The organism is Teichococcus wenyumeiae (assembly GCF_003696345.1).
Taxonomy (GTDB): domain Bacteria; phylum Pseudomonadota; class Alphaproteobacteria; order Acetobacterales; family Acetobacteraceae; genus Pseudoroseomonas; species Pseudoroseomonas wenyumeiae.
Window position 1 is genome coordinate 272295 of sequence record NZ_RFLX01000003.1, and the last position, 23206, is coordinate 295500.

At 69.3% G+C, this 23206-nt stretch carries 22 protein-coding genes; 14 read left to right on the forward strand and 8 right to left on the reverse strand.

Features of this window, described 5'->3' with window-relative positions; all coding sequences use genetic code 11:
* Positions 1-9 precede the first annotated feature (9 nt).
* Entirely contained in the window at positions 10-1254 is a 1245-nt protein-coding gene (locus EBE87_RS06680; protein ID WP_120637532.1) for a Zn-dependent hydrolase, read from the reverse strand.
* A gap of 132 nt (positions 1255-1386) precedes the next feature.
* Here EBE87_RS06680 and EBE87_RS06685 point away from each other — a divergent pair, with 132 nt between their 5' ends.
* The 3 genes from EBE87_RS06685 (at position 1387) to EBE87_RS06695 (ending at position 3872) form a co-directional block, all read left to right on the forward strand.
* Positions 1387-2175 carry an aldolase gene (locus EBE87_RS06685; protein WP_120637531.1) on the forward strand — a complete coding sequence of 263 codons (789 nt, stop codon included), beginning with the start codon at positions 1387-1389 and terminating at the stop codon, positions 2173-2175.
* A gap of 81 nt (positions 2176-2256) precedes the next feature.
* Complete coding sequence (locus EBE87_RS06690; RefSeq protein WP_120637530.1) at positions 2257-3474, forward strand: class I SAM-dependent rRNA methyltransferase; 1218 nt, start codon at positions 2257-2259, stop codon at positions 3472-3474.
* Positions 3471-3872: a DUF3293 domain-containing protein gene (locus EBE87_RS06695; protein ID WP_120637529.1), complete on the forward strand. Its 402-nt coding sequence runs from the start codon at positions 3471-3473 to the stop codon at positions 3870-3872. Before EBE87_RS06690 ends, EBE87_RS06695 begins: the two co-directional genes overlap by 4 nt.
* Before the next feature lie 30 nt (positions 3873-3902).
* Here the strand turns inward: EBE87_RS06695 and EBE87_RS06700 are convergent, their stop codons facing one another.
* Genes EBE87_RS06700 through EBE87_RS06710 form a run of 3 tightly spaced genes read right to left on the reverse strand, consistent with a single transcriptional unit; the run spans position 3903 to position 6836 of the window.
* A complete protein-coding gene (locus tag EBE87_RS06700) occupies positions 3903-4673 on the reverse strand; it encodes a methyltransferase domain-containing protein (protein WP_120637528.1) in 771 nt (256 codons plus the stop codon).
* Positions 4673-5467: a 3-hydroxybutyrate dehydrogenase gene (locus EBE87_RS06705; RefSeq protein WP_120637527.1), complete on the reverse strand. Its 795-nt coding sequence runs from the start codon at positions 5465-5467 to the stop codon at positions 4673-4675. The genes EBE87_RS06700 and EBE87_RS06705 overlap by 1 nt, the downstream gene beginning before the upstream one ends.
* Positions 5468-5483: 16 nt before the next feature.
* Positions 5484-6836, reverse strand: a complete 1353-nt coding sequence (locus EBE87_RS06710) for an FAD-dependent oxidoreductase (protein WP_158611640.1) — start codon at positions 6834-6836, stop codon at positions 5484-5486.
* A gap of 259 nt (positions 6837-7095) precedes the next feature.
* Here EBE87_RS06710 and rpmH point away from each other — a divergent pair, with 259 nt between their 5' ends.
* From rpmH to EBE87_RS06765, 11 genes are all read left to right on the forward strand, one after another.
* On the forward strand, positions 7096-7230 hold the full coding sequence (gene rpmH, locus EBE87_RS06715) for a 50S ribosomal protein L34 (protein ID WP_040291947.1): 135 nt from the start codon (positions 7096-7098) through the stop codon (positions 7228-7230).
* Positions 7231-7255: 25 nt separating this feature from the next.
* A complete protein-coding gene (gene rnpA / locus EBE87_RS06720; RefSeq protein ID WP_120637220.1) occupies positions 7256-7594 on the forward strand; it encodes a ribonuclease P protein component in 339 nt (112 codons plus the stop codon).
* Positions 7591-7905 carry a membrane protein insertion efficiency factor YidD gene (gene yidD, locus EBE87_RS06725; protein WP_408887699.1) on the forward strand — a complete coding sequence of 105 codons (315 nt, stop codon included), beginning with the start codon at positions 7591-7593 and terminating at the stop codon, positions 7903-7905. The genes rnpA and yidD overlap by 4 nt, the downstream gene beginning before the upstream one ends.
* Positions 7906-7918: 13 nt before the next feature.
* On the forward strand, positions 7919-9679 hold the full coding sequence (gene yidC / locus EBE87_RS06730; protein ID WP_120637221.1) for a membrane protein insertase YidC: 1761 nt from the start codon (positions 7919-7921) through the stop codon (positions 9677-9679).
* Positions 9676-10350: a ribosome biogenesis GTP-binding protein YihA/YsxC gene (gene yihA, locus EBE87_RS06735; RefSeq protein WP_120637222.1), complete on the forward strand. Its 675-nt coding sequence runs from the start codon at positions 9676-9678 to the stop codon at positions 10348-10350. Before yidC ends, yihA begins: the two co-directional genes overlap by 4 nt.
* A 94-nt stretch (positions 10351-10444) precedes the next feature.
* On the forward strand, positions 10445-11329 hold the full coding sequence (gene argB / locus EBE87_RS06740; RefSeq protein ID WP_120637223.1) for an acetylglutamate kinase: 885 nt from the start codon (positions 10445-10447) through the stop codon (positions 11327-11329).
* 93 nt (positions 11330-11422) lie between these two features.
* Positions 11423-12259: a 2,3,4,5-tetrahydropyridine-2,6-dicarboxylate N-succinyltransferase gene (gene dapD, locus EBE87_RS06745; RefSeq protein ID WP_120637224.1), complete on the forward strand. Its 837-nt coding sequence runs from the start codon at positions 11423-11425 to the stop codon at positions 12257-12259.
* Positions 12260-12269: 10 nt separating this feature from the next.
* Positions 12270-13397, forward strand: coding sequence for a succinyl-diaminopimelate desuccinylase (gene dapE, locus EBE87_RS06750; protein ID WP_120637225.1), 1128 nt, complete (start codon positions 12270-12272; stop codon positions 13395-13397).
* 35 nt (positions 13398-13432) lie between these two features.
* Positions 13433-13972, forward strand: coding sequence for a hypothetical protein (locus EBE87_RS06755; RefSeq protein WP_120637226.1), 540 nt, complete (start codon positions 13433-13435; stop codon positions 13970-13972).
* 55 nt (positions 13973-14027) lie between these two features.
* Positions 14028-14726: a glutathione binding-like protein gene (locus EBE87_RS06760; protein WP_120637227.1), complete on the forward strand. Its 699-nt coding sequence runs from the start codon at positions 14028-14030 to the stop codon at positions 14724-14726.
* Positions 14727-14975: 249 nt separating this feature from the next.
* On the forward strand, positions 14976-16355 hold the full coding sequence (locus tag EBE87_RS06765) for a PleD family two-component system response regulator (protein WP_120637228.1): 1380 nt from the start codon (positions 14976-14978) through the stop codon (positions 16353-16355).
* A 94-nt stretch (positions 16356-16449) separates the two neighbouring features.
* On the opposite strand, the gene rpmG is transcribed toward EBE87_RS06765, so the two are convergent.
* The 4 genes from rpmG to topA form a co-directional block, all read right to left on the reverse strand.
* Positions 16450-16617 carry a 50S ribosomal protein L33 gene (gene rpmG / locus EBE87_RS06770; RefSeq protein WP_120637229.1) on the reverse strand — a complete coding sequence of 56 codons (168 nt, stop codon included), beginning with the start codon at positions 16615-16617 and terminating at the stop codon, positions 16450-16452.
* Between the two features lie 152 nt (positions 16618-16769).
* Positions 16770-18305, reverse strand: a complete 1536-nt coding sequence (locus EBE87_RS06775; protein WP_120637230.1) for a S41 family peptidase — start codon at positions 18303-18305, stop codon at positions 16770-16772.
* Between the two features lie 41 nt (positions 18306-18346).
* Entirely contained in the window at positions 18347-20500 is a 2154-nt protein-coding gene (gene rnr / locus EBE87_RS06780) for a ribonuclease R (RefSeq protein ID WP_199707188.1), read from the reverse strand.
* Complete coding sequence (gene topA, locus EBE87_RS06785) at positions 20497-23175, reverse strand: type I DNA topoisomerase (RefSeq protein WP_120637232.1); 2679 nt, start codon at positions 23173-23175, stop codon at positions 20497-20499. Before topA ends, rnr begins: the two co-directional genes overlap by 4 nt.
* Positions 23176-23206: the final 31 nt, after the last annotated feature.

Genomic DNA, 23206 nt, shown 5'->3' on the forward strand with positions numbered 1-23206 from the left:
GAGGCCGGCTCAGAGCGCGCGGTTGGCGCGGGCCACCACGGCCTCGAAGAGCACCTGGCAGCCGGCGGCGGCCTCCTCCGGCAGGATGCTCTCGGCCTCGTTGTGGGAAAGGCCGTCCTTGCAGGGGGTGAAGATCATCGCCGTCGGTACGTGCCGCGCCACGTAGACGGCGTCATGCCCGGCGCCGGAGACGATCTCGCGCGTCGAATAGCCTAGCCGGGCCGCGCCCTGCCGCACCAGATCGACGCAGGAGGGGTCGAAGGGCTGCGCCGGGATGCGGAAGAGTTCCTCCAGTTGCAGGCTGCAGCCGGTGGCCTCCACCAGCGCCTTGGCCTCGGCCGGGAAGGTGGCGGCGAGGCCCTCGATCTGCGCGTCGTCCGGATGGCGGAATTCCACCGAGAAGCGCACCTCGCCCGGCACCACGTTGCGGCTGTTGGGCAGCACATGCAGCTGGCCCACCGTGCCGCGGCCATCCTCGCCGCGCTCCCGCATCAGGGTATCCACGCGCTCGATGATGCGTGCTGCGGCCACCAGCGCGTCCCGGCGGGCGGAAGGCGGCGTGGTGCCGGCATGGGAATCCTGGCCAATGACCGTGGCGTCGTACCAGACCTGCGCCTGGGCGCCGGTGACGACGCCGATCTGCTTGCCCTCGCGCTCCAGGATCGGGCCCTGCTCGATATGCAGCTCGAAATAGGCATCGGCCGGGAAGGGGGCGGCGGGGTGGCTGCCCTTGTAGCCGATGGAATCCAGCGCGTCCGAGACGCTGACGCCTTCCACGTCCTTCAGCCCGTAAACCTTCTCCAGCGAATAGATGCCGGCCCAGGCGCCGCTGCCCATCAGCGAATGGCCGAAGCGGCTGCCTTCCTCGTCGGTCCAGTTCACCAGCTCGATCGGCGCCTCGGTCTGGATGTTGAGGTCGTGCAGGGTCCGCATCACCTCCAGCCCGGCGATCACGCCCAGCGCGCCGTCGAACTTGCCGCCGGAAGGCTGGCTGTCCAGGTGGCTACCCAGCAGCACGGGCTTGCGGGACGGGTCGCGCCCCTCGCGCCGCGCGAACATATTGCCGATGGCATCCACGCGCACCGTCAGGCCCAGCGCCTCGCACCATGCCGAGAAGCGCTGGCGGCCGGCCTTGTCCACCTCGGTCAGCGTCAGGCGCTTCACGCCGCCCTTGGGGGTGGCGCCGATCTCCGCCATGGACATCAGGCTGTCCCACAGCCGCTTGGGATCGATGCGCTGGTTGGTGCCGGACATGCGGGCTCCTTGCTCCTGCAGGCGAGAACTCGGCTGGCATAGTGCGGCAGGCGGAAGCATGCGGCCAGTGGCCACTTGCCGTGGGACGCCGGCTTTGCTGCACTCAGGCCAGAGCCGAGAATGGAGGCCCCGATGGCCCATGCCCTGGAAACGCCGCGCAACCCCGCCATCCTGCGCAATTCCGATCTGGACAGCGCCGCGGTGCGGCAGGCGAGGGTGGACCTCGCCGCCTGCTTCCGCATGGCCTCCCGGCTCGGGATGCACGAGGGCATCTGCAACCACCTCTCGGCCATGGTGCCAGGGCGGGACGATGTCTTCCTGGTGAACCCCTATGGCTGGGCCTTTTCGGAGATCACGGCCTCCCGCCTGCTGGTCTGCGACTTCCACGGCAATGTGGTGGCCGGGGAAGGCACGCCGGAGGCGACGGCCTTCCATATCCATGCCCGGCTGCACATGAAGCACCCGCGCGCCGCGGCCGCCTTCCACACCCACATGCCCAATGCCACCGCGCTGGCCATGCTGGAGGGTCCGCCGCTGACCTGGGCGGGGCAGACCGCGCTGAAATTCTACGGCCGCACCGCCGTGGATGAGGACTACAACGGCCTGGCGCTGGACGAGGCGGAAGGCGACCGCATCGCCGCCGCCATGGGCGAGGCCGACATCGTCTTCATGAAGAACCATGGCGTGATGGTGGTGGGCCCGACCATCGCCGAGGCCTGGGACGATCTTTATTACCTTGAGCGTGCCGCCGAGGTGCAGCGCCTGGCGATGGCGACCGGGCGGCCACTGAAGCCGGTGCCACATGCAGTGGCGCAGCGGGCCTATGAGCAGATGCGCTCGGGTGACGCGGACAGCGCGCGCCTGCACCTGGAGAGCATCAAGCGTATCCTGGCCAGGCAGGAGCCCGACTACCTGGACTGATCATGAAAGCAAAGGCTTTCTTCGCTTTCAGTACTGCGACAGGTCTGGCGGCAGGACGCATGCGGCGGCATAGCCCGCCGCATGAGCACCGAAACCGCCTTCCTCGACGACGCCGCCTCCCGCCCGGTCCTGCGCCTGATGCCGGGGCGCGACAAGCGGGTGAAGTCCGGCCATCCCTGGGCCTTCTCCAACGAGATCAACATGACCCCGGAGGCCCGCGCCCTTCCGGCCGGCACGCCCGTGCGGCTGGAGGGGGACGATGGCGTCAAGCATGGTACCTGGCTGTTCAACGCGCATAGCCTGATTGCCGCCCGGCGGCTGTCGCCCGACCCGGGCATGGTGCTGGGCAGCGCCTTCTTCCGGTCCCGGCTGGCCGAATGCCTCGCCCTGCGCGACCGGCTGGTGGGCGCGCCCTTCTACCGCCTGGTGCATGCCGAGGCCGATGGCCTGCCCGGGCTGGTGATCGACCGCTACGGCGATGCCCTGGCCCTGCAGGCCAATACCGCCGGCATGGACCGCGCCACGCCGCTGCTGGTGGCCGCGCTGCGGGAGCTGATCGACCCACGGGCCATCGTCGCCCGCAACGATTCCGCCGTGCGCGGCCTGGAGGGCCTGAAGGAGGAAAGCGGACTGCTGCATGGCGAGGACGCCACGGCGCGGGTGCGGGAAGGCGGGCTGGATTTCTCCATCGACCTGCTCTCCGGCCAGAAGACCGGCTGGTTCTTCGACCAGCGCGACAACCGCGCCCGGGTGGCCGCCCTGGCCAAGGACGCGACGGTGCTGGACGCCTTCTGCCACACCGGCGGCTTCGGCCTGCTGGCCGCCCAGGCGGGCGCACGGCAGGTGACGCTGCTGGACCGCAGCGAGCACGCCCTGGCCCTGGCCATGGACACCGCCCGCCGCCACGGCTTCGGCGAGAGCGTCTCGGCCAAGCGCGGCGACGCCATGGAGGTGATGGAGGCCATGATCGGTACCGGCCAGCGCTTCGACGTGGTGGTGGCCGACCCGCCGGCCTTCGCCAAGGCGCGCAAGGACCACCCGGCGGCGATGCGCGGCTACGCCCGGCTGGCGCGGCTGGCTGCAACCCTGGTGGCGCCTGGAGGATATCTGTTCATGGCTTCCTGCTCCCACCATGTCTCGCCCGGCGACTTCACCGATGCGGTGGCGCAGGGCATCGCCCGCACCCGCCGCCATGCCCGCCTGCTGGCCACAACCGGCGCCGGCATGGACCACCCCGTCCACCCGCTGCTGCCCGAGAGTGCCTACCTCAAGGGGCTGCTGCTTCACCTCCCGGCATGAGTGGCAGCCTTTCCCGCGCTTTCCGCGACACGGACTATTTGGCGGAAGGCGCGGTGGCACGGATAGGCCGGCGTTCAGGCAGCATGGCGGCGCTGCTGCGGCGGCTGGGCGCGGGGCAGGGAGTCTTCCTCAGTGCCTGGAACCCGATGGCCAAGTCCCGGCCACTGGCCTGGAACCACCGCGCGCAGGCCCGGCTCTGGCAGGCGGCGCGGCGCCGGCGCTTCGTGCCCGCCCGCAGCCAGCCCCGTCCAGCCGCCCATGCCCATTGGGGCGAGGACCAGATCTTCCTGGCGGCGGACCTGCGGGTGGCGCTGCGCCTCGCCCGCCGCTTCCGGCAATTGGCGGTGGTTGCGGTCAGGCATGATGGCACAGCGCGCTTGGTGTGGCTGAAGTTTTAAGAACAGTCGTTTACGGCCTGATGCTGACGATCAAGTGGAAGCCAGCATGAAAAAGCGCCGGAACGGCAGCAGCACCGCGCCGTTGCCAGCGGGCGGGTATTCAGGCCGCAGCGCCTCCGCATAAGCGGCCAGGAAGCTAGGCTTCATGGCGTCGGGCAGGGCTTCAACGAAGGGCCGCAAGCTGCTGCCCATGGCCCACTGCACCACAGGGTCCTGCCCATGCAGCTCATGGACGTATTCGGTGAACCACAGGTCCAGGCCGGCTGCCCTTGGGCGCAGCAAGTCGTAATAGTCGCGCATCGCCAGGATCGGCGGCGCGGAGCCGACCTTCCGCAGCGTATCTGCCCAGGGGCCTTGTTCCGCCACGGCGTATTGCAGCCGGCGCAGCGGGGCGTCGTGCATCGCCGGCATCTGCACGGCCAGCACGCCGCCGGGCGCCAGCAGGGAGAGCAGGCGGGGGAAGAGCGCCTCATGCCCCGGCAGCCAGTGCAGCGCGGCATTGGAGAAGATGACATCCACCGGAGCCTCGGGCGTCCAGGTGGCAATATCCGCCTGGGCGGTGGCGAAGCCTGCACTGCCGGCTTTGGCCAGCATCTCGGCCGAGGCATCGATGCCGGTTATCTCCGCGCCCGGAAAGCATGCCGCCAGCAGCGGCAGGGCATTGCCGGCGCCGCAGCCCAGGTCCACCACCCGTCGCGGTCCCGGGTGGCGGATGCGCGCCACCAGATCCACCGCCGGCTGCAGCCGCTCCCCCGAGAAGCGCAGATACTGCTCAGGGTCCCAGCCCGGGTTGGCAGCCATCAGGAGGCCACCCAACCCCCATCAATGGAAAGCGCCGAGCCAGTCAGGCTGCCGGTATCCGGGCCGCAGATATAGAGTGCCATGCGGGCCACTTCCTCCACCTCAACCCAGCGCTTGCTGGGCTGCTTGGCCAGGAGGTGGTCCTTCAGGGCGGACTCTTCGGAAACACCCTTGGCCTTGGCGATGGCGCCGACCTGCACCTCGGCCAGCGGAGTGCGGACGAAGCCGGGGCAGATGGCGTTGCAGGTGACGCCGGTCTGCGCCAGCTCGATGGCCGTCACCTTGGTCATGCCCACCACGCCATGCTTGGCGGCGACATAGGCGACCTTCTCCGGCGAGCCCACAAGGCCATGGGCGGAGGCGATGTTGATGATCCGCCCCCAGTTCCGCCGCCGCATCCCCGGCAACACCGCCTTGGTGGCGTGGAAGACGGCGGAAAGGTTGATGGCGATCACCGCGTCCCACTTCTCGTCCGGGAAGTCCTGCACCGGGCTGGTGAACTGGATGCCGGCGTTGTTGACCAGGATATCCACCTGGCCCAGCAGGCTCTCGGCCTCCGCCACCATGGCGCGGACCTCGACGGGCTTGGACAGGTCGGCGGCGGAATGATGCGGCTCGATGCCGTCGCCGGCCTGGGCCACGGCGCGCTTGGCGGCCTCGATATCCTCCGGCTTGCCGAAGCCGTTCAGCATCACCTTGGCGCCGGCGGCGGCGAGCGTTGTCGCGATGCCGAGCCCGATCCCGCTGGTGGAGCCGGTGATGATCGCAGTGCGACCGATAAGCGTCTTTTCCATGATCAGAGTCTGACCCTTACTGCCAACGGTGAAGCAGGCCGAGGATGCGCCGCATCGGCGTGGATGTGAATTCCGCCCCCCGCAGGTTTCCGGCAGCGCGCGCCACCGTCTCCGCCGCCGTGCCGCACGGCAGGGGCAGGGCGGCGATCTCCGGACCCGCAAGGTTGCGGGACATGGCGAGGGCGAGCAGCGCCGCCACCTCGCCCGCCTGCTCACCCATCAGCCCGGCGCCCAGCAGCCGGCCACGGCCGTCGGCCACCAGCTTCGCCATGCCGGGCCCGGCGACACCGTCCGGCAGCGGCACGCGCAGCACCTGCGGGTCGTGGCCAGCGGCACGCGCCTGCGCCTCGGTGAGGCCAAGCTGCGCCAGGGCGGGCAGGGTGCGCACCAGCCGGGGCGCCGCCACCGGGCCGAGGCTGGCCTGGAGGCCGTGCAGCATGGCATCGGCCACCACCGCCGCGTGCTGGCCGGGCGCAGGCTCCGCCGAGCCGGTATCGGCCACGGAGCCCACGGCCCAGACCCGGCGGTTGCCGGTGCTGCGCAGGTCCTGCCGCACCCGCACGCCAGCGGGCGTTGCCTCGATCCCGGCGGCGGCGAGGTCGAGGGGCGAGAGCCGGGGGGCCTGGCCAAGCGCCAGCACCAGATGCGAGCCTTCCAGCCGCGCGCCGCCTTCCAGCACCAGTGCCACGCCGGCCCCGGCATGCTCCACCGTCGCCACGGCGCTGTTCTCGTGCAGCGTCACGCCGCAGTGGCGCAGCGCCTCGCGCAGCGGCACCACCAGCTCCATCTCGTGGTCCGGCAGGATATTGGGTTGGGACTGCACCAGGCTGACACGGCGGCCGAGCAGCGCATGGGTCTGCGCCAGTTCCACCGCCTGCCGCCCGCCGCCGAGGATCAGCAGGTGCTCCGGCACCTCCTCCAGCCCCGGCAGGGCTTCCGGCAGCAGCCAGGGAACCGAGGCGAGGCCATAGGTATCCGGCACCACCGGGCCGCTGCCCGCCGCGATCACGGCATGGCGGAAGGAATAGGTGCGGCCGGCGGCCTCAAGGCAATCGAGTGCGATGAAGTGTGCGCTGGCCGGCACCACCACCAGCCCACGTGCCTGGAAGGGGGCGAGGATATCCTCCGCCGGGGCCGCCACGGGCTGCCGGGCGGGCTGGCCGGAGAGGGCGGCGCGGTGCGCGGCCTGGTGCAGCGCATCGGCGGCCTGGGACTGCTTCAGGCTGCCGCCGGCCGCCTCGCGTTCAAAGAGCACCACGCGGCGGCCGGTTTCCAGGCACCGGGCTGCCACGGCCAAGCCGGTGGCGCCGCCCCCGATGATGGCCACGTCCCAGGTGGCATCGGGCCTGGCTGCTTTGGATTCGGCCATCGAGTCTGCGCTCCTTCCAGGACAAGGGAGGGGCGTTATGGCGCCACCTGGGCCTAATTCCATACCCCCGAGGGCCAAAATGGTGATGCAAAAGAGTGTCGGGAGGTTACGGCGGTTGACGCGCCACCACCCCACTTCCTATACGTCCCCTCCTTCACCGGGCGGCCCCTCCATGGGCGGTCCGGTTTTGCTGTGGCGCGCCGGCACGATCCGGGTCGGCACGGTCCTGGATCTGGATTTTTTTGACGGAGTAACGCTCGTGAAGCGTACGTATCAGCCCTCGAAGCTCGTCCGGAAGCGCCGGCATGGTTTCCGCACCCGCATGGAGACCGTGGGTGGCCGCAAGGTTCTGAACAACCGCCGCGCCAAGGGCCGCAAGAAGCTCTCCGCCTAAGGCTTCAGGACGCGGGGAGCAGCCATTGGCCTCACCGCCTCGTCTGAAGCGGCGGCGCGAGTTTCTGCGCGTCGCCGGCAAGGGGAACCGCGCCGCCCGGCCGGGTCTGGTGTTGCAGGCCCTGCCGGGAACGGCGGGGCCGCTTCGCGTGGGCTTTACCTGCACGAAGAAGCTGGGCAATGCCGTGGTGCGCAACCGCGCCAAGCGGCGGCTGCGCGAGGCCGCGCGCCTGATGCTGGCCGAGGGTGCGCCCGAAGGCTGGGACCTGGTGATGATCGGCCGCGAGGCCACCGGCGAGCGGAACTTCCGCCAGTTGCTGGGCGACCTTCGCGGTCTGCTGAAGCAGCTGGGCGTCACGCCATGAACCGCCTGAAGGGGCGGGCCCCGGCGGCGATGCTGCTGAAGGGCGCGGTCCGCACCTACCAGCTGACGCTGCGGGGCGTGATCGGCAGCCATTGCCGCTTCTACCCGCATTGCAGTGCCTATGCGATCGAGGCGCTGGACACGCATGGCGCCGCGCGGGGCTCCTGGCTCGCCGCGCGTCGCTTGCTCCGTTGCCATCCCTGGCATCCTGGGGGATACGACCCCGTGCCGCTCCCGCCCCCCGAACCGGGGAAGACGGAAGCGGAATCGAATTGCCCGCCGGTTTCGACGGCGGCCCACCAGAAGGCCTGATGGCACCGCTCCGATGGACCAGAAGCGACTTTTTGCGGCGATCGCGCTCTCGATCCTCATCGTCCTGGGCTTCGAGCTGTGGAAGCGCGAGACGACCCCGGCCCCTCAGCCTGCGCCGGCCGTTGCCAGCCAGCAGACGACGCCGGGCGCCAATGCCCCGGCGGTGACGCCAGCCAGCCCGGGCTCGGCCGATGCCGCCCAGGCTGCCGCCACCAACCGCCCGGCGCCTGAGCGCCTGAAGATCGACAGCCCGCGCCTGGCCGGCAGCCTCAACCTGCGCGGCGCCCGGCTCGATGACCTGGTCCTGAAGGACTACCACGAGACCACCGATAAGCTCTCGCCCAACGTGCGGCTCTTCGCGCCGCGGGACGAGGCGAACCCTTACTACGCCCAGTGGGGCTGGTCCGCCGCCGATGGCCGCACCCGCGTGCCGGACAACGAGACGGACTGGACCGTGCAGGGCGGGCCGCTGGCGCCGGGCAAGCCGGTGACGCTGTCCTGGGACAACGGCCAGGGCCAGACCTTCCAGATCGTGCTGAGCCTGGACGAGAACTACATGTTCCAGGCCGACCAGCGGGTGGTGAACAACAGCGCCGAGCCTGTTTCCGTGCTGCCCTGGGCGCGCGTCCGTCGCGAGACGACGCCCTATGTCGCTGGCTTCTACATCCTGCATGAGGGCTTCGTCGGTGTGCTCGGCGGCCGCCTGCACGAGACGACCTACAAGAGCGCCAAGGATGCGGGGCCTGAGAAGCGCGGCATCGCGCTGGAGCAGGAGACCAACGGTGGTTGGGCCGGCTTCACCGATAAGTATTGGCTGGCCGCCATCAATCCGGTGGATGTGGCGCAGCCGATGAAGGTCACCTGGCGCCATCTGTCCGGCGATGGTTGGGAGAACCGCTGGCAGGTGGACTTCGCGCCGCCGGCCGCGCAGCAGATCGCCGCTGGCGCCACCGGCGCGCTGGGCACCCGCGTCTTCGCGGGCGCCAAGGAAGTGCATCTGCTGGACCGTTACCAGGACACGCTGCACATCACCGATTTCGACAAAGCGATCGATTTCGGTATGTTCTACTTCCTGACCAAGCCGTTCTTCTATGCGCTGGACTGGCTGTTCAAGCTGTTTGGCAACTTCGGCATCGCCATCCTGGTCTTCACGGTGGCGCTGAAGGCGCTGTTCTTCCCGCTGGCGTCCAAGGCCTACAAGTCGATGGCCCGCATGAAGATGCTGGCGCCGAAGATGACCGAGGTCCGTGAGCGGTATAAGGACGACCCGGCCAAGGCCCAGGCCGAGATGATGGCGCTGTACAAGACGGAGAAGGTGAACCCCGCCTCCGGCTGTCTGCCCATCCTGATCCAGATCCCGGTCTTCTTCGCGCTCTACAAGGTGCTGTTCGTCACCATCGAAATGCGGCACGCGCCGTTCTTCGGCTGGATCCATGACCTTTCGGCGCCGGACCCGACCAACCTGTTCACGCTGTTCGGCATGATCCCGTGGGATCCGCCGGCCATGCTGCACATGCCGGTCTGGGCCATCATCATGGGCTGCACGATGTTCCTGCAGCAGAAGATGAACCCGCAGCCGCCGGACCCGATCCAGGCCAAGATCTTCACCTGGATGCCGGTGATCTTCACCTTCATGCTGGCGAGCTTCCCGGCGGGCCTCGTGATCTACTGGTCCTGGAACAATCTGCTCTCCGTGGCGCAGCAGGGCTGGATCAGCCGGCATGAGCGTGCCGAGCAGGCGCAGGCCAAGAAGCTGGCGAAGGCCAAGCGATGACCGGTTTCGCCGACGCGCGCGACGAGGACGAGCGCGCGGCGGCGCTGGAAGAGGGGCGGCTGCTGTTCTGCCGCCCCTGCAATTTCTTCTACGCCGCCCAGTCCATCGATCAGCTGCCCGAGGTCGGATTGCCGGAAGTGGCCTTCTGCGGCCGCTCCAACGTCGGCAAGTCCTCCATCACCAATGCGCTGACGGGGCAGAACAGCCTGGCGCGTGTTTCCCACACGCCGGGCCGCACCAAGCAGCTGAACTTCTTCAATCTGGGCGACCGGCTGGTGCTGGTCGATATGCCAGGCTACGGCTACGCCCAGGCCGCGAAGAGCGTGAAGGAGGACTGGCAGGGGTTGATGTTCAACTTCCTCCGCGGTCGCCCGACGCTGCGGCGCGTGGTGCTGCTGCTGGACAGCCGGATCGAGACCAAGGCTTCCGACCACGCGGCCATGAAGCTGCTGACGGAAGCCGCCGTCACCTTCCAGATCGTGCTGACCAAGGCCGATGACGTGAAGCCGGGGCCGCTGGCCAAGCGGCAGGAGGAAGCACAGGCGCTGGTGAAGAAATACACCGCCGCGCATCCGCTGGTGATCACCACCAGCAGCGAGACCGGGCTCGGCATCCCGGAACTGCGCGCCGAGCTGGCCGCCCTGGCGGCGCCGCCTCCCGATCTCGCCTGAATGCCTCGCGCCCTTGCCAGGGCGCGAGCTTGACCCCTCGGCCCTGACATCCTAGAGGCGGCGCGAAGGCAGCCTCGCCAGCACAGGGACCGTCATGGACCAAGACGCGCGCAACCAGATGGAACTCCTCGCCGAGGCACTGCCGCTGCTGAAGCGATACGACGACCAGACCATTGTCGTGAAATACGGCGGCCACGCCATGGGCGAGACCGAGGCGGCAGACCGCTTCGGCCGCGACATCGCGCTGCTGGAGCAGGTCGGCGTGAACCCCGTGGTGGTGCACGGCGGCGGCCCGCAGATCAACGCCATGCTGAAGCGGCTGAACGTGCAGTCCCAGTTCGTCAACGGCCTGCGCGTCACGGACGGCAATGTCGTGGACGTGGTCGAGATGGTGCTCTCCGGCACCGTCAACAAGCAGGTGGCGGATTGCATCACCCGCGCCGGCGCCATCGCTGTCGGCATTTCCGGCAAGGATGGCGGGCTGATCCGCGCCAGGAAGCTGGCCCGCACCTACCTGGACCCTGAGAGCAACATCGAGAAGGTGCTGGACCTCGGCTTCGTCGGCGAGCCGGAGCATGTGGACCCGCATGTACTGGAGCTGCTGATCGGCGCGCAGATCGTGCCGGTGGTGGCGCCGGTGGGCGTGGGCGTGGATGGCCAGACCTACAACATCAACGCCGACACGGCGGCGGGCGCCATCGCGGGCGCGCTGAACGCATCCCGCCTGCTGATGCTGACCGATGTCGCCGGCGTGCTGGACCAGGACAAGAAGCTGATCCCGGAGATGACGGTGGCCGAGGCGCGCGCCGGCATCGCCGCCGGCTGGATCTCGGGCGGCATGATCCCGAAGATCGAGACCTGCATCTATGCCATTGAGAAGGGCGTGAAGGCTGCCGTCATCGTCGATGGCCGGGTGCCGCATGCGGTGCTGATCGAGCTCTTCACCGAAGGCGGCGCGGGCACGCTGATCCGCCCCTGAGCCTCGCCTGCCCGGGCCGTTGTTGACAGCGGCCCGGACCCACCCGATACCGGCGCGGACGTTTTTTCAGTTCGCGCCGATCGGGATCATTCCATGGACCTCGCCAGCCTTTCCTCCACCATCGAGGGCCTGTGGGCCCGCCGCGCCGAGATCTCCCCCGCCACGCAGGGCGCGGATCGCGAGGCGATCGAGGCGGCGCTGGAGCTGCTGGATTCCGGCAAGGCCCGTGTGGCGGAGCCGGACGGGCAGGGTGGCTGGAAGGTCAACCAGTGGCTGAAGCAGGCGGTGCTGCTCTCCTTCCGCCTGGAAGACAGCGCGCCGATGGATGTCGGCCTTGGCGCCTATGACAAGGTTCCGCTGAAGTTCAAGGACTGGGGCGAGAACCGCTTCCGCGAGGCCGGCTTCCGCGCCGTGCCGGGCGCCGTGGTGCGCCGCTCCGCCTTCATCGGCAAGGGCGTGGTGCTGATGCCCTCCTTCGTGAATCTCGGCGCCTATGTCGATGAGAACACGATGGTCGATACCTGGGCCACGATCGGTTCCTGCGCCCAGATCGGCAAGAACTGCCATATCTCCGGCGGCGCCGGCATCGGCGGCGTGCTGGAGCCGCTGCAGGCCAACCCGGTGGTCATCGGCGACAACTGCTTCGTGGGCGCGCGCTCTGAGGTGGCGGAGGGCGTGATCGTGGGTGAGGGCAGCGTGCTCTCCATGGGCGTTTTCCTTGGCGCCTCCACCAAGATCGTCGACCGCGCGACGGGCGAGGTCTTTGTCGGCCACGTGCCGCCCTATTCCGTGGTGGTGCCGGGCTCGCTGCCGGGCAAGCCGCTGCCGGATGGTACGCCGGGCCCGAGCCTCTACTGTGCCGTGATCGTGAAGCGCGTGGATGCCCAGACGCGCAGCAAGACCTCCATCAACGAGCTGCTGCGGGACTAAGTATCCTTCCATGGACCCTTTGCCGCTTCTCCAGGATCTCATCCGCTGCCCCAGCGTGACGCCCGCCGATGCGGGCGCGATGGCGGTGCTGGAGGCGGCATTGGTGCCCCTGGGCTTCACCTGCACCCGCCTGCGCTTCGGCGAGATCGAGAATCTCTTTGCCCGCCGTGGTACGGAGGCGCCGCATCTCTGTTTCGCCGGCCATACGGATGTGGTGCCGCCGGGCGATGCCGCCGGCTGGAACACCGACCCCTTTGGCGCTGAAGTGCGGGATGGCACCGTCTATGGCCGCGGCGCGGTGGACATGAAGGGCGGCATTGCCGCCTGGATCGCCGCCGTGGCCTCCCTGCCGCGGGACCTGCCCGGCAGCCTGTCGCTGCTGATCACGGGCGATGAGGAAGGGCCGGCCACCGACGGCACCGTGCGCGTGCTGGAATGGATGGAGGCCAATGGCCAGATCCCCGACATGTGCATCGTGGGGGAGCCGACCAGCAAGGCGGTGCTGGGCGACACCATCAAGATCGGCCGGCGCGGCAGCATGAATGTCTCCATCGCGCTGCATGGCGTGCAGGGGCACAGCGCCTATCCGCAGCGCGCCGACAACCCCATCCACCGGCTGGTGCGCGTGCTGCACCAGCTGACCGCCGAGCCGCTCGACGCCGGCAGCGAGTGGTTCGAGCCTTCGACCCTGCAGGTCACCAGCTTCGATGTCGGCAACCCGGCCACCAATGTCATCCCGCCGGTGGCGCGGGCGCGGATGAACATCCGCTTCAACGACCTGCACAGCAGCGCCAAGCTGACCGCCCGCATCCGCGACCTGCTGGAGGCCGAGGGCGCGCGCTATGAGCTGGATGTCTCCTGCTCCGGCGAATCCTTCCTGACGCAGCCGGGTGATTTCGTCAGCGCCCTGCAATCCGCCACCCGGCAGGTGACCGGCGTGGAGCCTGCGCTGGATACGGGCGGCGGCACCTCGGATGCCCGCTTCATCGCGCGCTACTGCCCCGTGGCGGAACTGGGCGCCGTGGGCACCACCATGCACAAGGCCAATGAGTCCACGCCGGTGGAGGAGCTGCGGGCCCTGTCCCGCCTTTATGCCACCGTGATCGCCGCGCTGCTGCCGGCACGGACCGCCGCCTGAGCCTGCACCTGCCGAGCGCCGCCGGGCGGGCGGAGATGCGCGCGGGCCTGCGTGGGGCATTGCTGCTCGCGCGGGGGCGTGTGGAAGGCATCATGCTGATGCCGATCTCGGCGGAAGGCGCTGCCCGCTCTTTCTGGGCGACGGCGCTCTGCCTGCCGATCTTTCTGATCATGCGCCTGCTGCTGAACGACCAGCCGCTGTCCGGCCGCGCGCTGACGGCGGAGCTGTGCGGCTTCGCGACGGGCTGGGCCGGCTATGCCCTGGCCACCCTGCCCATGGCGATGGCCGCGGGCCGTGCGCCGCTCTGGCCGCGCTTCCTGGCTACCTGGAACTGGATCAGCCTGGTGCAGTACGGCCTGATCCTGCTGCTGGGGCTGCTCTCCGGTGCTGGCCTGCCAAGCTGGCTGGGGCAGACGCTGGAGCTGGCAGGGCTCGGATATGCGTTGTGGCTGCAATGGTTCGGCACCGGGCTGGCGTTGCAGGTGGGTAGTGGCCGGGCCCTGGGCTTCGTGCTGCTGGACCTGATCCTCGGCATGGTGCTCTCGGGCTTCGTGTCCGACATCGCCGGCGGCTAGGCTTGTGGCCAGGGCTGCGATTCCCATCTGCCCGCTGCAAGGATCGAGGTAGAGCATGACCATCGACGTCTGGAGCTGGCCGACCCCGAACGGCCACAAGGTCCATATCGCGCTGGAGGAGCTGGAGCTTCCCTATCGCGTCGTGCCGGTGAACATCGGCAAGGGCGAGCAGTTCAATCCGGAATTCCTCGAGATCACGCCCAACCACCGCATCCCCGCCATCGTGGACCCGGACGGGCCCGACGGTCAGCGCATCCAGCTTTTCGAAAGCGGCGCGATCCTGATCTATCTGGCGGAGAAGGCGGGGCGGCTGATCCCGGCCGATGCGGCGGCGCGCTATACCTGCCTGCAGTGGCTGATATTCCAAATGGGCGGTGTCGGGCCGATGTTTGGCCAGTACAACCATTTCGCCGCCTATGCGCCCGAGAAGCTGCCCTATGCCATCGAGCGCTATGGGAATGAGGTGAGGCGCCTGCATCGCGTGCTGGACAAGCGCCTCGGCACCAGCGCCTATCTGGCTGGCGACGAATATTCCATTGCCGATATCGCCACCTTTCCATGGGTCCGTAATCCGGATCGGCGTGGCATCGACCTGTCGGAATATCCGGCCGTGAAGCGCTGGCATGACACCATTGCCGCGCGGCCTGCGGTGCAACGCGGTGTTGCCGTGTTGTCCGAGAATCAGCGAAGCGGTCCGATGAGCGATGCGGAACGCGAGCAGCTTTTCGGCAAGACGCAGTTTCAAGCACGTTGATCTGTTTCGAGACCGCATTGGTAAGAAAATGTTCACCCACTGCGGGCGATGCTGATTGAGCGGGAACAGCGCTAGGCACCGTGCGTGGATCTTGCCAGACAGGAGGTGGCGCTGTTGTCACTCCGGCTGGCAAGACTGCCCCTGTCGCTCCTATGATGTCGGACAAAGGCGGTGCGGCGGCGCTGTGACAACCCGGTGGGGAGCCCTGGCGGTTCCTTGCTGTCTTCCTGCGGCGGAGGAGCCGGCGGCATGAGTGCGCGTATCCTGGTGGTGGATGATATCGCCGCCAACCTGCGTCTGCTGGAAGCGCGGCTGAATGCCGAATACTACGAGGTCGCGCTGGCCTCCTCAGGCCCCGAGGCACTGGAGCGCGCGGCGGAATGGATGCCGGATGTCATCTTGCTGGACGTCATGATGCCCGGCATGGATGGCTACGAGGTTTGCCGGCGGCTGAAGGCCAATCCCGACATCGCGCATATTCCCGTTGTCATGATCACTGCGCTGGTGGACCCGGCGGAGCGCGTGCGGGGGCTGGAGGCCGGGGCGGACGACTTCCTCTCCAAGCCCGTCGATCACCCGACGCTCTTTGCCCGGCTGCGCGCGCTGCTGCGCATGAAGCAGGTGCTGGACGCCTTCCGCCTGAGGGCCGAGACGGCGCAGGAACTGGGCTTTACGCCCGAGCCGCAGCCGTCCACCAACCTCGCCGGCGCCGAGGCGCTGCTGGTGACGGAGGATGTGAACGAGGCGGAGCTGCTCTCCAGCGTGCTGTCCGGCGATGGCATCCAGATCCGGCTGGCTTCCGACCCCGCCACCGCCTGGTCGATGCTGGAGGATGAGCAATACGACCTGGCGCTGTTGAGCCTGTCGATGGAAGGCGGCGGGCTGCGCTTTGCCTCCCGCCTGCGCGCCCAGGCCCCGACGCGGGACCTGCCGGTGCTGCTGATCGGCGATGCGGACCAGAAGGACCTGATCCTGCGCGGCTTCGACCTGGGCGCCAACGACCATGTGCTGAGGCCGGTGGACCCCAATGAGCTGCGGGCCCGTGCACGCAACCAGATCCGCCGCAAACGCTACCAGGAGCGGCTCCAGGCGGAGCTGAACCGCTCGCTGGAAATGGCGGTGACGGACGGCCTGACCGGGCTGCGCAACCGCCGCTACATCACCCGCCACTTGGAAGGGCTGCTGCGCGCCGGTGGCGTGGCACTGCTGATGCTGGACGTGGACCGCTTCAAGACGGTCAACGACACCTATGGCCATGCCGCCGGGGACCAGGTGCTGCAGGACGTGGCCCTGCGCATGCGGCGGCACCTGCGGGCCGTGGACGTGGTGGCGCGCTTCGGCGGCGAGGAATTCGTCGTCGCCATGGCCGGGGCAGGGCAGGAGGAAGCGCTGCAGGTGGCGGAGCGCCTGCGCGAATCCCTGATCGACTCCCCGGTGACGCTGGAGCAGCACAAGCCGCTGTCCATCACCGCCAGCATCGGCGTGGCCGTCAGCCGGGCGGGGGATACGCTGGACGACCTGACCTCGGCCGCCGACGCGGCACTCTACCGGGCCAAGGCCAATGGCCGCAACCGGGTGGAACTGGCCGTGCCGGAAGACTGGCGCCGCCGCAACGCCGGCGTGGCCTGAGGAACGGGTCCGGCCACGAAAAAGGGCCGGTCCCGGCAGGGAACGGCCCTTCGAAGCAGCATCGCTGCGCCCGCCAGATGGCGGGCGGCGCTGCTTACTTGATCTTGCCTTCGCGGTACACGACGTGCTTGCGCACGACGGGGTCGTACTTCTTGAACTCCAGCTTGTTGGTCGTGGAGCGCGTGTTCTTCTTCGTCACGTAGAAGTGGCCGGTATCGGCGGTGCTGATGAGCTTGATGAGAATGGTGTTGGACTTGGCCATGTCTATTCTTCCGTGGTCGCCCCAGTGGTCAACCGGGCGGGGTGCAGGCTGAGCCGGGCGATACGGAGCCGCATTCCCGGGGGTCTGATCAGGGGGCGGAACCTAGCGCGCCACCCGCTACAGTCAAGCAGATCCTTGCATCTGGCACGGAATCAAGGGGAAAGCGCCGTCGCCAGCAGCCTTGGATGGTCGATCAGGGCCTTCGCGACCTCCGAATCCAGTTCCCGCTCCTCGGCCGGGGGGCAGGTGGCACGCAGGGCGGCGACCTCGCTGGCCGGCACCGGCGGGCGGGCGGCCCGCAGCCGGGCCAGCACTGGCGCGCGGGGAGCCTGGCCATTGCCAAGCTGCGCCAGCTCCGTCCGCACCGCTTCCAGGCCCAGGCTGGTGCAGATGGTGGGCTGCACGCCCAGGCCCTGCACCGGCCAGCCCTGCGGCGCCAGCACGCGGGACCAGGAGATCAGCACTTCCGCGCCGTTGGTCAGCGGGATAACGATCTGAATCAGGCCCTTGCCGAGGGTGGAACTGCCCACCACGGCCGCCCGCCCACGGTCGGACAGCGCCGCCGCCACGATCTCGGCCGAGGAGGCGGTGCGGCCATCCACCAGGATCACCAGCGGCCGGGACTGGGAGAGGTCGGTGCCCGCGGCGTTCCAGACCCGAACGGAATCGGGGTGCCGGCCCAGGCTGCTGGCGATCGGCCCATCCATCAGGAAGGCATCGGCCACCGACATGGCCTGGGACAGCACGCCGCCCCGATTGCCGCGCAGGTCCAGCACCACGCCACGGGGCGGCTGCGGCTCCGCGAAGGCTTCGTTCAGCAGTTCGGAAAGGGCCTCGGTGGTGTGGGAGGAAAAGGCGGTGAGCCGAAGCCACAGGATGCCATCCTGCCGCTCCGCCCGCAGCGTCCGACCCGGCGCGGCGCTGCGCAGCAGGGTGACGACATGGCGCTGGTTGCCCCGCCGCAGCACGAGCGTGACCTCGGTGCCGGTCAGCCCTTCCAGCAGTTCCGCAGCGTCGGTGATGCGGCGGGCCGAGACGGCATAGCCGTCGATGGAGAGCAACTGGTCGCCCTCCCGCAGCCCGGCCTGGGCCGCGGGGCCATCGTGCACCACCGCGGCGACCACCACGGAGCCCCGCCGCCCGCCCGCCAGCCGCAGGCCCAGCGAGGACTGCCCGACCCGCCGCTCACGCGCCTGCAAGGCCTCATCGGCGGTGACGTAGCGGCTATAGGGGTCGAGGTGGTTGAACAGCTCGTCGAAGCCGGCCTGCAACACGCGCTCGATGCCGGCACCTTGCAGCAGGGGCGAGGCGGCCCAGGCAGCGGCGTAGAAGCGCGTCAGAAGCCCGGCCAGTACTTCGGCGGCGGGTTCCTCGGCCGGGGGCTGGCGGATGCCCCGGCGGCCCTGCGGCGGCGGCGCGGGAAGGGACAGCGGCACCGGCTGTTCGAGCAGCAGCCGGTCGCCGATCCTCAACCGCATCTGACCGGCCGAGACTTCCGTGCTCAACCGGATATCGACGGCGCCAAGGCCCCGAAGCGACCACAAGGCCATGTCGGCGGGTGCCGCGGATTCCAGGTGGCGTTCGATGATGGCGGTGAAGGCCTGCTGCAGCGCCGGCAGCACCACGGAGCGCGGGAAGGGCGCCTCCTGCGCGCGGGCGGGAGCCGCGAGCAGCAGGGCCAGCAGCACCAGGACAAGGCCCAGGCGCCGGAGCAGGACCGCGGCGGCCGCTACCGCTTCCTCGCGCCGCGTGGCGGCACGCCCTGCATGATGTGGAAGACCAGCCCGCCGGTCAGGGGCGCCGCTTCGGCCAGACGGACCTCGACGGCCTGTCCCAGGCTGAAAGCCAGCCGCGTGTGGCGGCCGGAGAGCCGACGCTCGGCCTCCTCGTGAATCCATCGATCGTCCGGCAGGGATGACAATGGCACGATTCCGCTCGCGCCATTCTCCTCTACGGTGACGAAGAGGCCAAAGCGTGTCACCCCCGAAATACGCGCGGCGAATATGCTGCCGGTGCGTGTCGCCATGAAACCGGTCAGGAAGCGGTCCACGGCATCGCGTTCGGCGGCGGCGGCGCGGCGTTCGGTGCGGGTGATGGCCTCGCCGATCGCGGCGAATTCCTCGGCATCCGCAGGCGGAATGCCTTCCGGCCCCAGTTTCAGGCCGGCGATCAGCGCGCGGTGCACCAGCAGGTCGGCATAGCGGCGGATGGGGCTGGTGAAATGCGCGTAGCGCGGCAGCGCCAGGCCGAAGTGGCCGATGTTCTCCGGGCTGTATTCGGCCTGCGACTGGCCGCGCAGCACGGCCTCATGGATCAGCCGGGCTTCCGGCATGTCCTTGGTTTTTTCCAGCAGGTCGGCGAAGTGGCGGGGCCGCAGTTCGCCCGCCGCCGGCAGGTCGAGATCGAAACTGTCCAGGAACTGCCGCAGCCCTTCCAGCTTCTCGTCCGAAGGCCGGTCGTGCACGCGGTACATGCAGGGCTGGCCGGTCTTTTCCAGCGTCTCGGCCGCGCAGACATTGGCGGCGACCATGAATTCCTCGATCAGCCGGTGGGAGTCGAGGCGCTGGCGCGGCACCACGTCACGCACCTGGCCGTTCTCGTCCAGCAGCACGCGGCGCTCCGGCAGGTCGAGGTCCAGCGTGCCGCGCTTCTCCCGCGCCGCCAGCAGGGCGGCATAGGCGCCGAAAAGCGGGGCGAGGGTCTCGGTCATCTCGCCGCGCAGATGCGCTTCCTGCACCTGCTCATAGGTCAGCCGGGCGGCGGAGCGCATCAGGCCACGGCCGAAGCGGTGCGCGGTCTTGGTTCCGGCGGCATCGAAATGCATCTCGACGAAGAGGCAGCCGCGGTTCTCGCCGGGCTTCAGGCTGCACCAGCCGTTGGACAGTGCCTCCGGCAGCATCGGCACGACGCGGTCGGGGAAATAGACGCTGTTGCCGCGCGTGCGGGCGTCGTCATCCAGCGCGCTGCCACCGCGGACGTAATGCGCCACATCGGCGATGGCGACGATGACGCGCCAGCCCGTGCCTTCCGCCGCCGCCCAGACGGCATCGTCGAAATCGCGCGCGTCCTCGCCATCGATGGTGACGAGCGGGATCTCGCGCAGGTCCTCGCGGCCTTGCAGGTCCACCGGGCCGGCTGCTTCCGCCTCGGCCAGGGCCAAGGGCGCGAAGGTCTCGGGAATGCCGTGCTGGTGGATGCAGATCAGCGAGACGGCGCGGGGCGAGTCCATCCGCCCCAGGCGCTCGATGATGCGGACCGGGCGCAGCCCGGCGCCGAAATGCGTGATGGGCTCGGCCAGCACCAGTTCGTCGGGCTCGGCCCCGCCATCCTCGCCGGCAGGCACGGACCATTCTGCCTTCTGGCGCTTGTCCACCGGCACCACGCGGCCATTGGCGAAGATGCCCAGCACGCGCGCCGGCCCGGCGGCGCCCAGGCGCTTGAAGGTGCGGCCGTCATACTTGCCGCCACCCATGGAGCGGAGGCGCGCCAGCACCCGCTCCCCGGGGGCCAGGGCGGGCTGCCCGGGGCGTTCGGGCCGCATATAGACCAGCGGCGGGCGGCCTTCGCCGGCCCATTCCACCGGGCGGGCGAGGGGATCGCCATCGGGATCGGTGCCGAAGACCTCCACCACCGCGATTTCCGGCAGCTTCTGGATGTCACGGGTGCGGCGGCGGCCCGAGCGGGCGACCACGCCTTCCGCCTCCAGCTCCCGCAAGAGGGCGCGCAGGGCCGGGCGCTGGTCTACCGACAGGCCGAAGTGGCGGACGATGTCGCTCTTGCCGACATCGCCCGGCGCATCGCGCAGGAAGCGGCGAAGCTGCTCGCGCGTCGGCAGCGGCGGCAGGGCGCCGCTGCTGTCGCCGCTATCCGAGGCGCCGCTCAGGCCTTCACCTTCGCAGGCTTGGCGGCCGCTTTCCTGGCCGCGGGCTTCTTCGCCGCCGCCGGCTTCTTGGCAGCGACCTTCTTCGGCTTCGGTGCCGCCTCGGTATCCGTGGCGGCAGCCTTCTTGGCCGGAGCCTTCTTGGCCGCGCCCTTCTTGCCCTTGGGCGGCAGCTTCTTGCCCTTCTCGGCCAGCAGCGCCACCGCCTGGTCGAGCGTGATGTCCTCCATGGTCATGTCGCGCGGCAGGCTGGCAACGAAGCCGGCATGCTGCGCGAAGGGACCGAAGCGACCCTTCTTGACCTCCACCGGCTCCCCATCCTTGGGATGCGGGCCCAGGCTCCGCACCCGCGCCGCGGCATCCGCCAGCAGTGACACCGCGCGGTTGATGCCGATGGACAGGACATCGTCATCCTTGTCGATCGACTTGAAGATGCTGCCCATCTTCACGTAGGGGCCGAAGCGGCCGATGGCGGCGGTGATCTCGTCGCCGCTTTCCGGATGCAGCCCGACGACGCGCGGCAGGGAAAGCAGCGCCAGGGCGCGCTCCAGCGTCAGCGTCTCCGGGTCCATGCCGCGTGCCAGGCTGGTTCGGCGTGGCTTGGTCGGCTTGCCCTTGGCATCCGTGCCGCCCTCGCCAAGCTGCACATAGACGCCGTAGGGGCCGCGCCGCAGCGTGACATCCTGGCCGGAGACCGGGTCCACGCCCAGCTCCCTGTGGCCGCCGGCAAGGCCGCCGCCTTCGCCCTCAGCCTCGCCGCCCGGCACCGCCAGGGGGCGGGTGTAGCGGCATTCCGGATAGTTGGAGCAGCCGATGAAGGCGCCGTTGCGGCCCAGGCGCAGGCCCAGGCGGCCGGTGTGGCAGTTGGGGCATGCGCGCGGGTCGCCGCCATCCGCCGGGGTGGGGAAGAAGTGGCGGCCCAGCTCCTCGTCCAGCGCGTCGATGACCTCGGTGATGGTGAGGTCCTTGGTCGCGGCGACAGCGGCGTTGAACTCGTCCCAGAAGGCCCGCATCACCGCGCGCCAGTCGGCCCGGCCGCCGGAGATGTCGTCGAGCTGCTCTTCCAGCCCCGCGGTGAAATGCGGGTCCACGTAGCGCTCGAAGAAGGAGACCAGGAAGGTGGTGACCAGCCGCCCACGGTCCTCCGGCATGAAGCGGCGCTTGTCCAGCTTCACGTAATCGCGGTCCTGCAGGGTCTGCAGGATGGAGGCGTAGGTGGAGGGGCGGCCGATGCCCAGCTCCTCCATCTTCTTCACCAGCGAGGCTTCCGAGTAGCGCGGCGGCGGCTGGGTGAAGTGCTGGTCCGCCTGGGCGGCGGTCAGCTTGGAGGGGTCGTCCTGCCGCATGGGCGGCAGGGTGCGGCCTTCCTCGTCATCGCCCACGGCATCGTCCACGTCCTCCCGGTACAGCTTCAGGAAGCCGTCGAAGGCAATGACGCTGCCGGTGGCGCGCAGCTTGGTGCCGCCGGAGGCAATATCCACCGCCGTCTGGTCCAGCTCGGCGGATTGCATCTGGCTGGCGACGGCGCGCTTCCAGACCAGCTCGTAAAGCCGGCGCTGCTCGGGGCTCAGGAAGCGGGCGACCTGTTCCGGCGTGCGGCGCACGTCGGTGGGGCGCACGGCCTCGTGCGCTTCCTGCGCGTTCTTGGCCTTGGAGGAGTATTCGCGCGGCGCGGCCGGGACGTAGTCGGGGCCGAAGGCATCCTTCACATGGTCGCGGATGGCGAACATCGCCTCCCGCGCCATCTGCACGCCGTCGGTACGCATGTAGGTGATGAGGCCGACGGTCTCGCCCTGCATGTCCACGCCTTCGTAGAGCTGCTGGGCCAGGCGCATGGTCTGCTGCGCGCCGAAGCCCAGCTTGCGCGAGGATTCCTGCTGCAGCGTCGAGGTGGTGAAGGGCGGCGGCGGATTGCGCCGGACGCGCTTCTTCTCGACATTGACGACCGTGAAGCTGCCGGCCTCCACGGCGGCGCGGGCGCGCATGGCGCTGGCCTCGTCCGGCAGGTCGAACTGGTCGAGCTTCTTGCCCTCCAGATGCGTCAGCCGGGCGGTGAAGGGGGCGCTGTTGACGGTGAGGAACTTGCCCTCGACGGTCCAGTATTCCCGCGCCTTGAAGGCCTCGATCTCGGCTTCGCGCTCGCAGATCAGGCGCAGCGCCACCGACTGCACGCGGCCGGCCGAGCGGCTGCCGGGCAGCTTGCGCCACAGCACCGGGGAGAGCGTGAAGCCCACCAGGTAGTCCAGCGCGCGGCGGGCTAGGTAGGCCTCGATCAGCGGCGTATCCAGGTCCCGCGGATGCTCCAGCGCGTACTGGACGGCGCGCTTGGTGATCTCGTTGAAGGTGATGCGGTGAACCTCGACGCCCTTCAGGGCGCCCTTCTGCCGCAGCATCTCCTGCACGTGCCAGGAAATGGCCTCGCCTTCGCGATCCGGGTCGGTGGCCAGGAAGAGGCGCTTGGCGCCCTTCACGGCCTTGGCGATGGCCGAGACCTGCTTCTCGCCCCGGTCCTCGGAGGACCAGTCCATGGCGAAATCTTCATCTGGCCGCACACTGCCGTCCTTGGCGGGCAGGTCGCGCACATGGCCGAAGCTGGCCAGGACAGTGAAGTCCTCGCCCAGATACTTGTTGATGGTCTTCGCCTTGGCCGGCGATTCGACGACGACGACGTCGGTCATGGCAGGTGTCGCGTGCTCTCTCTGGCCACGA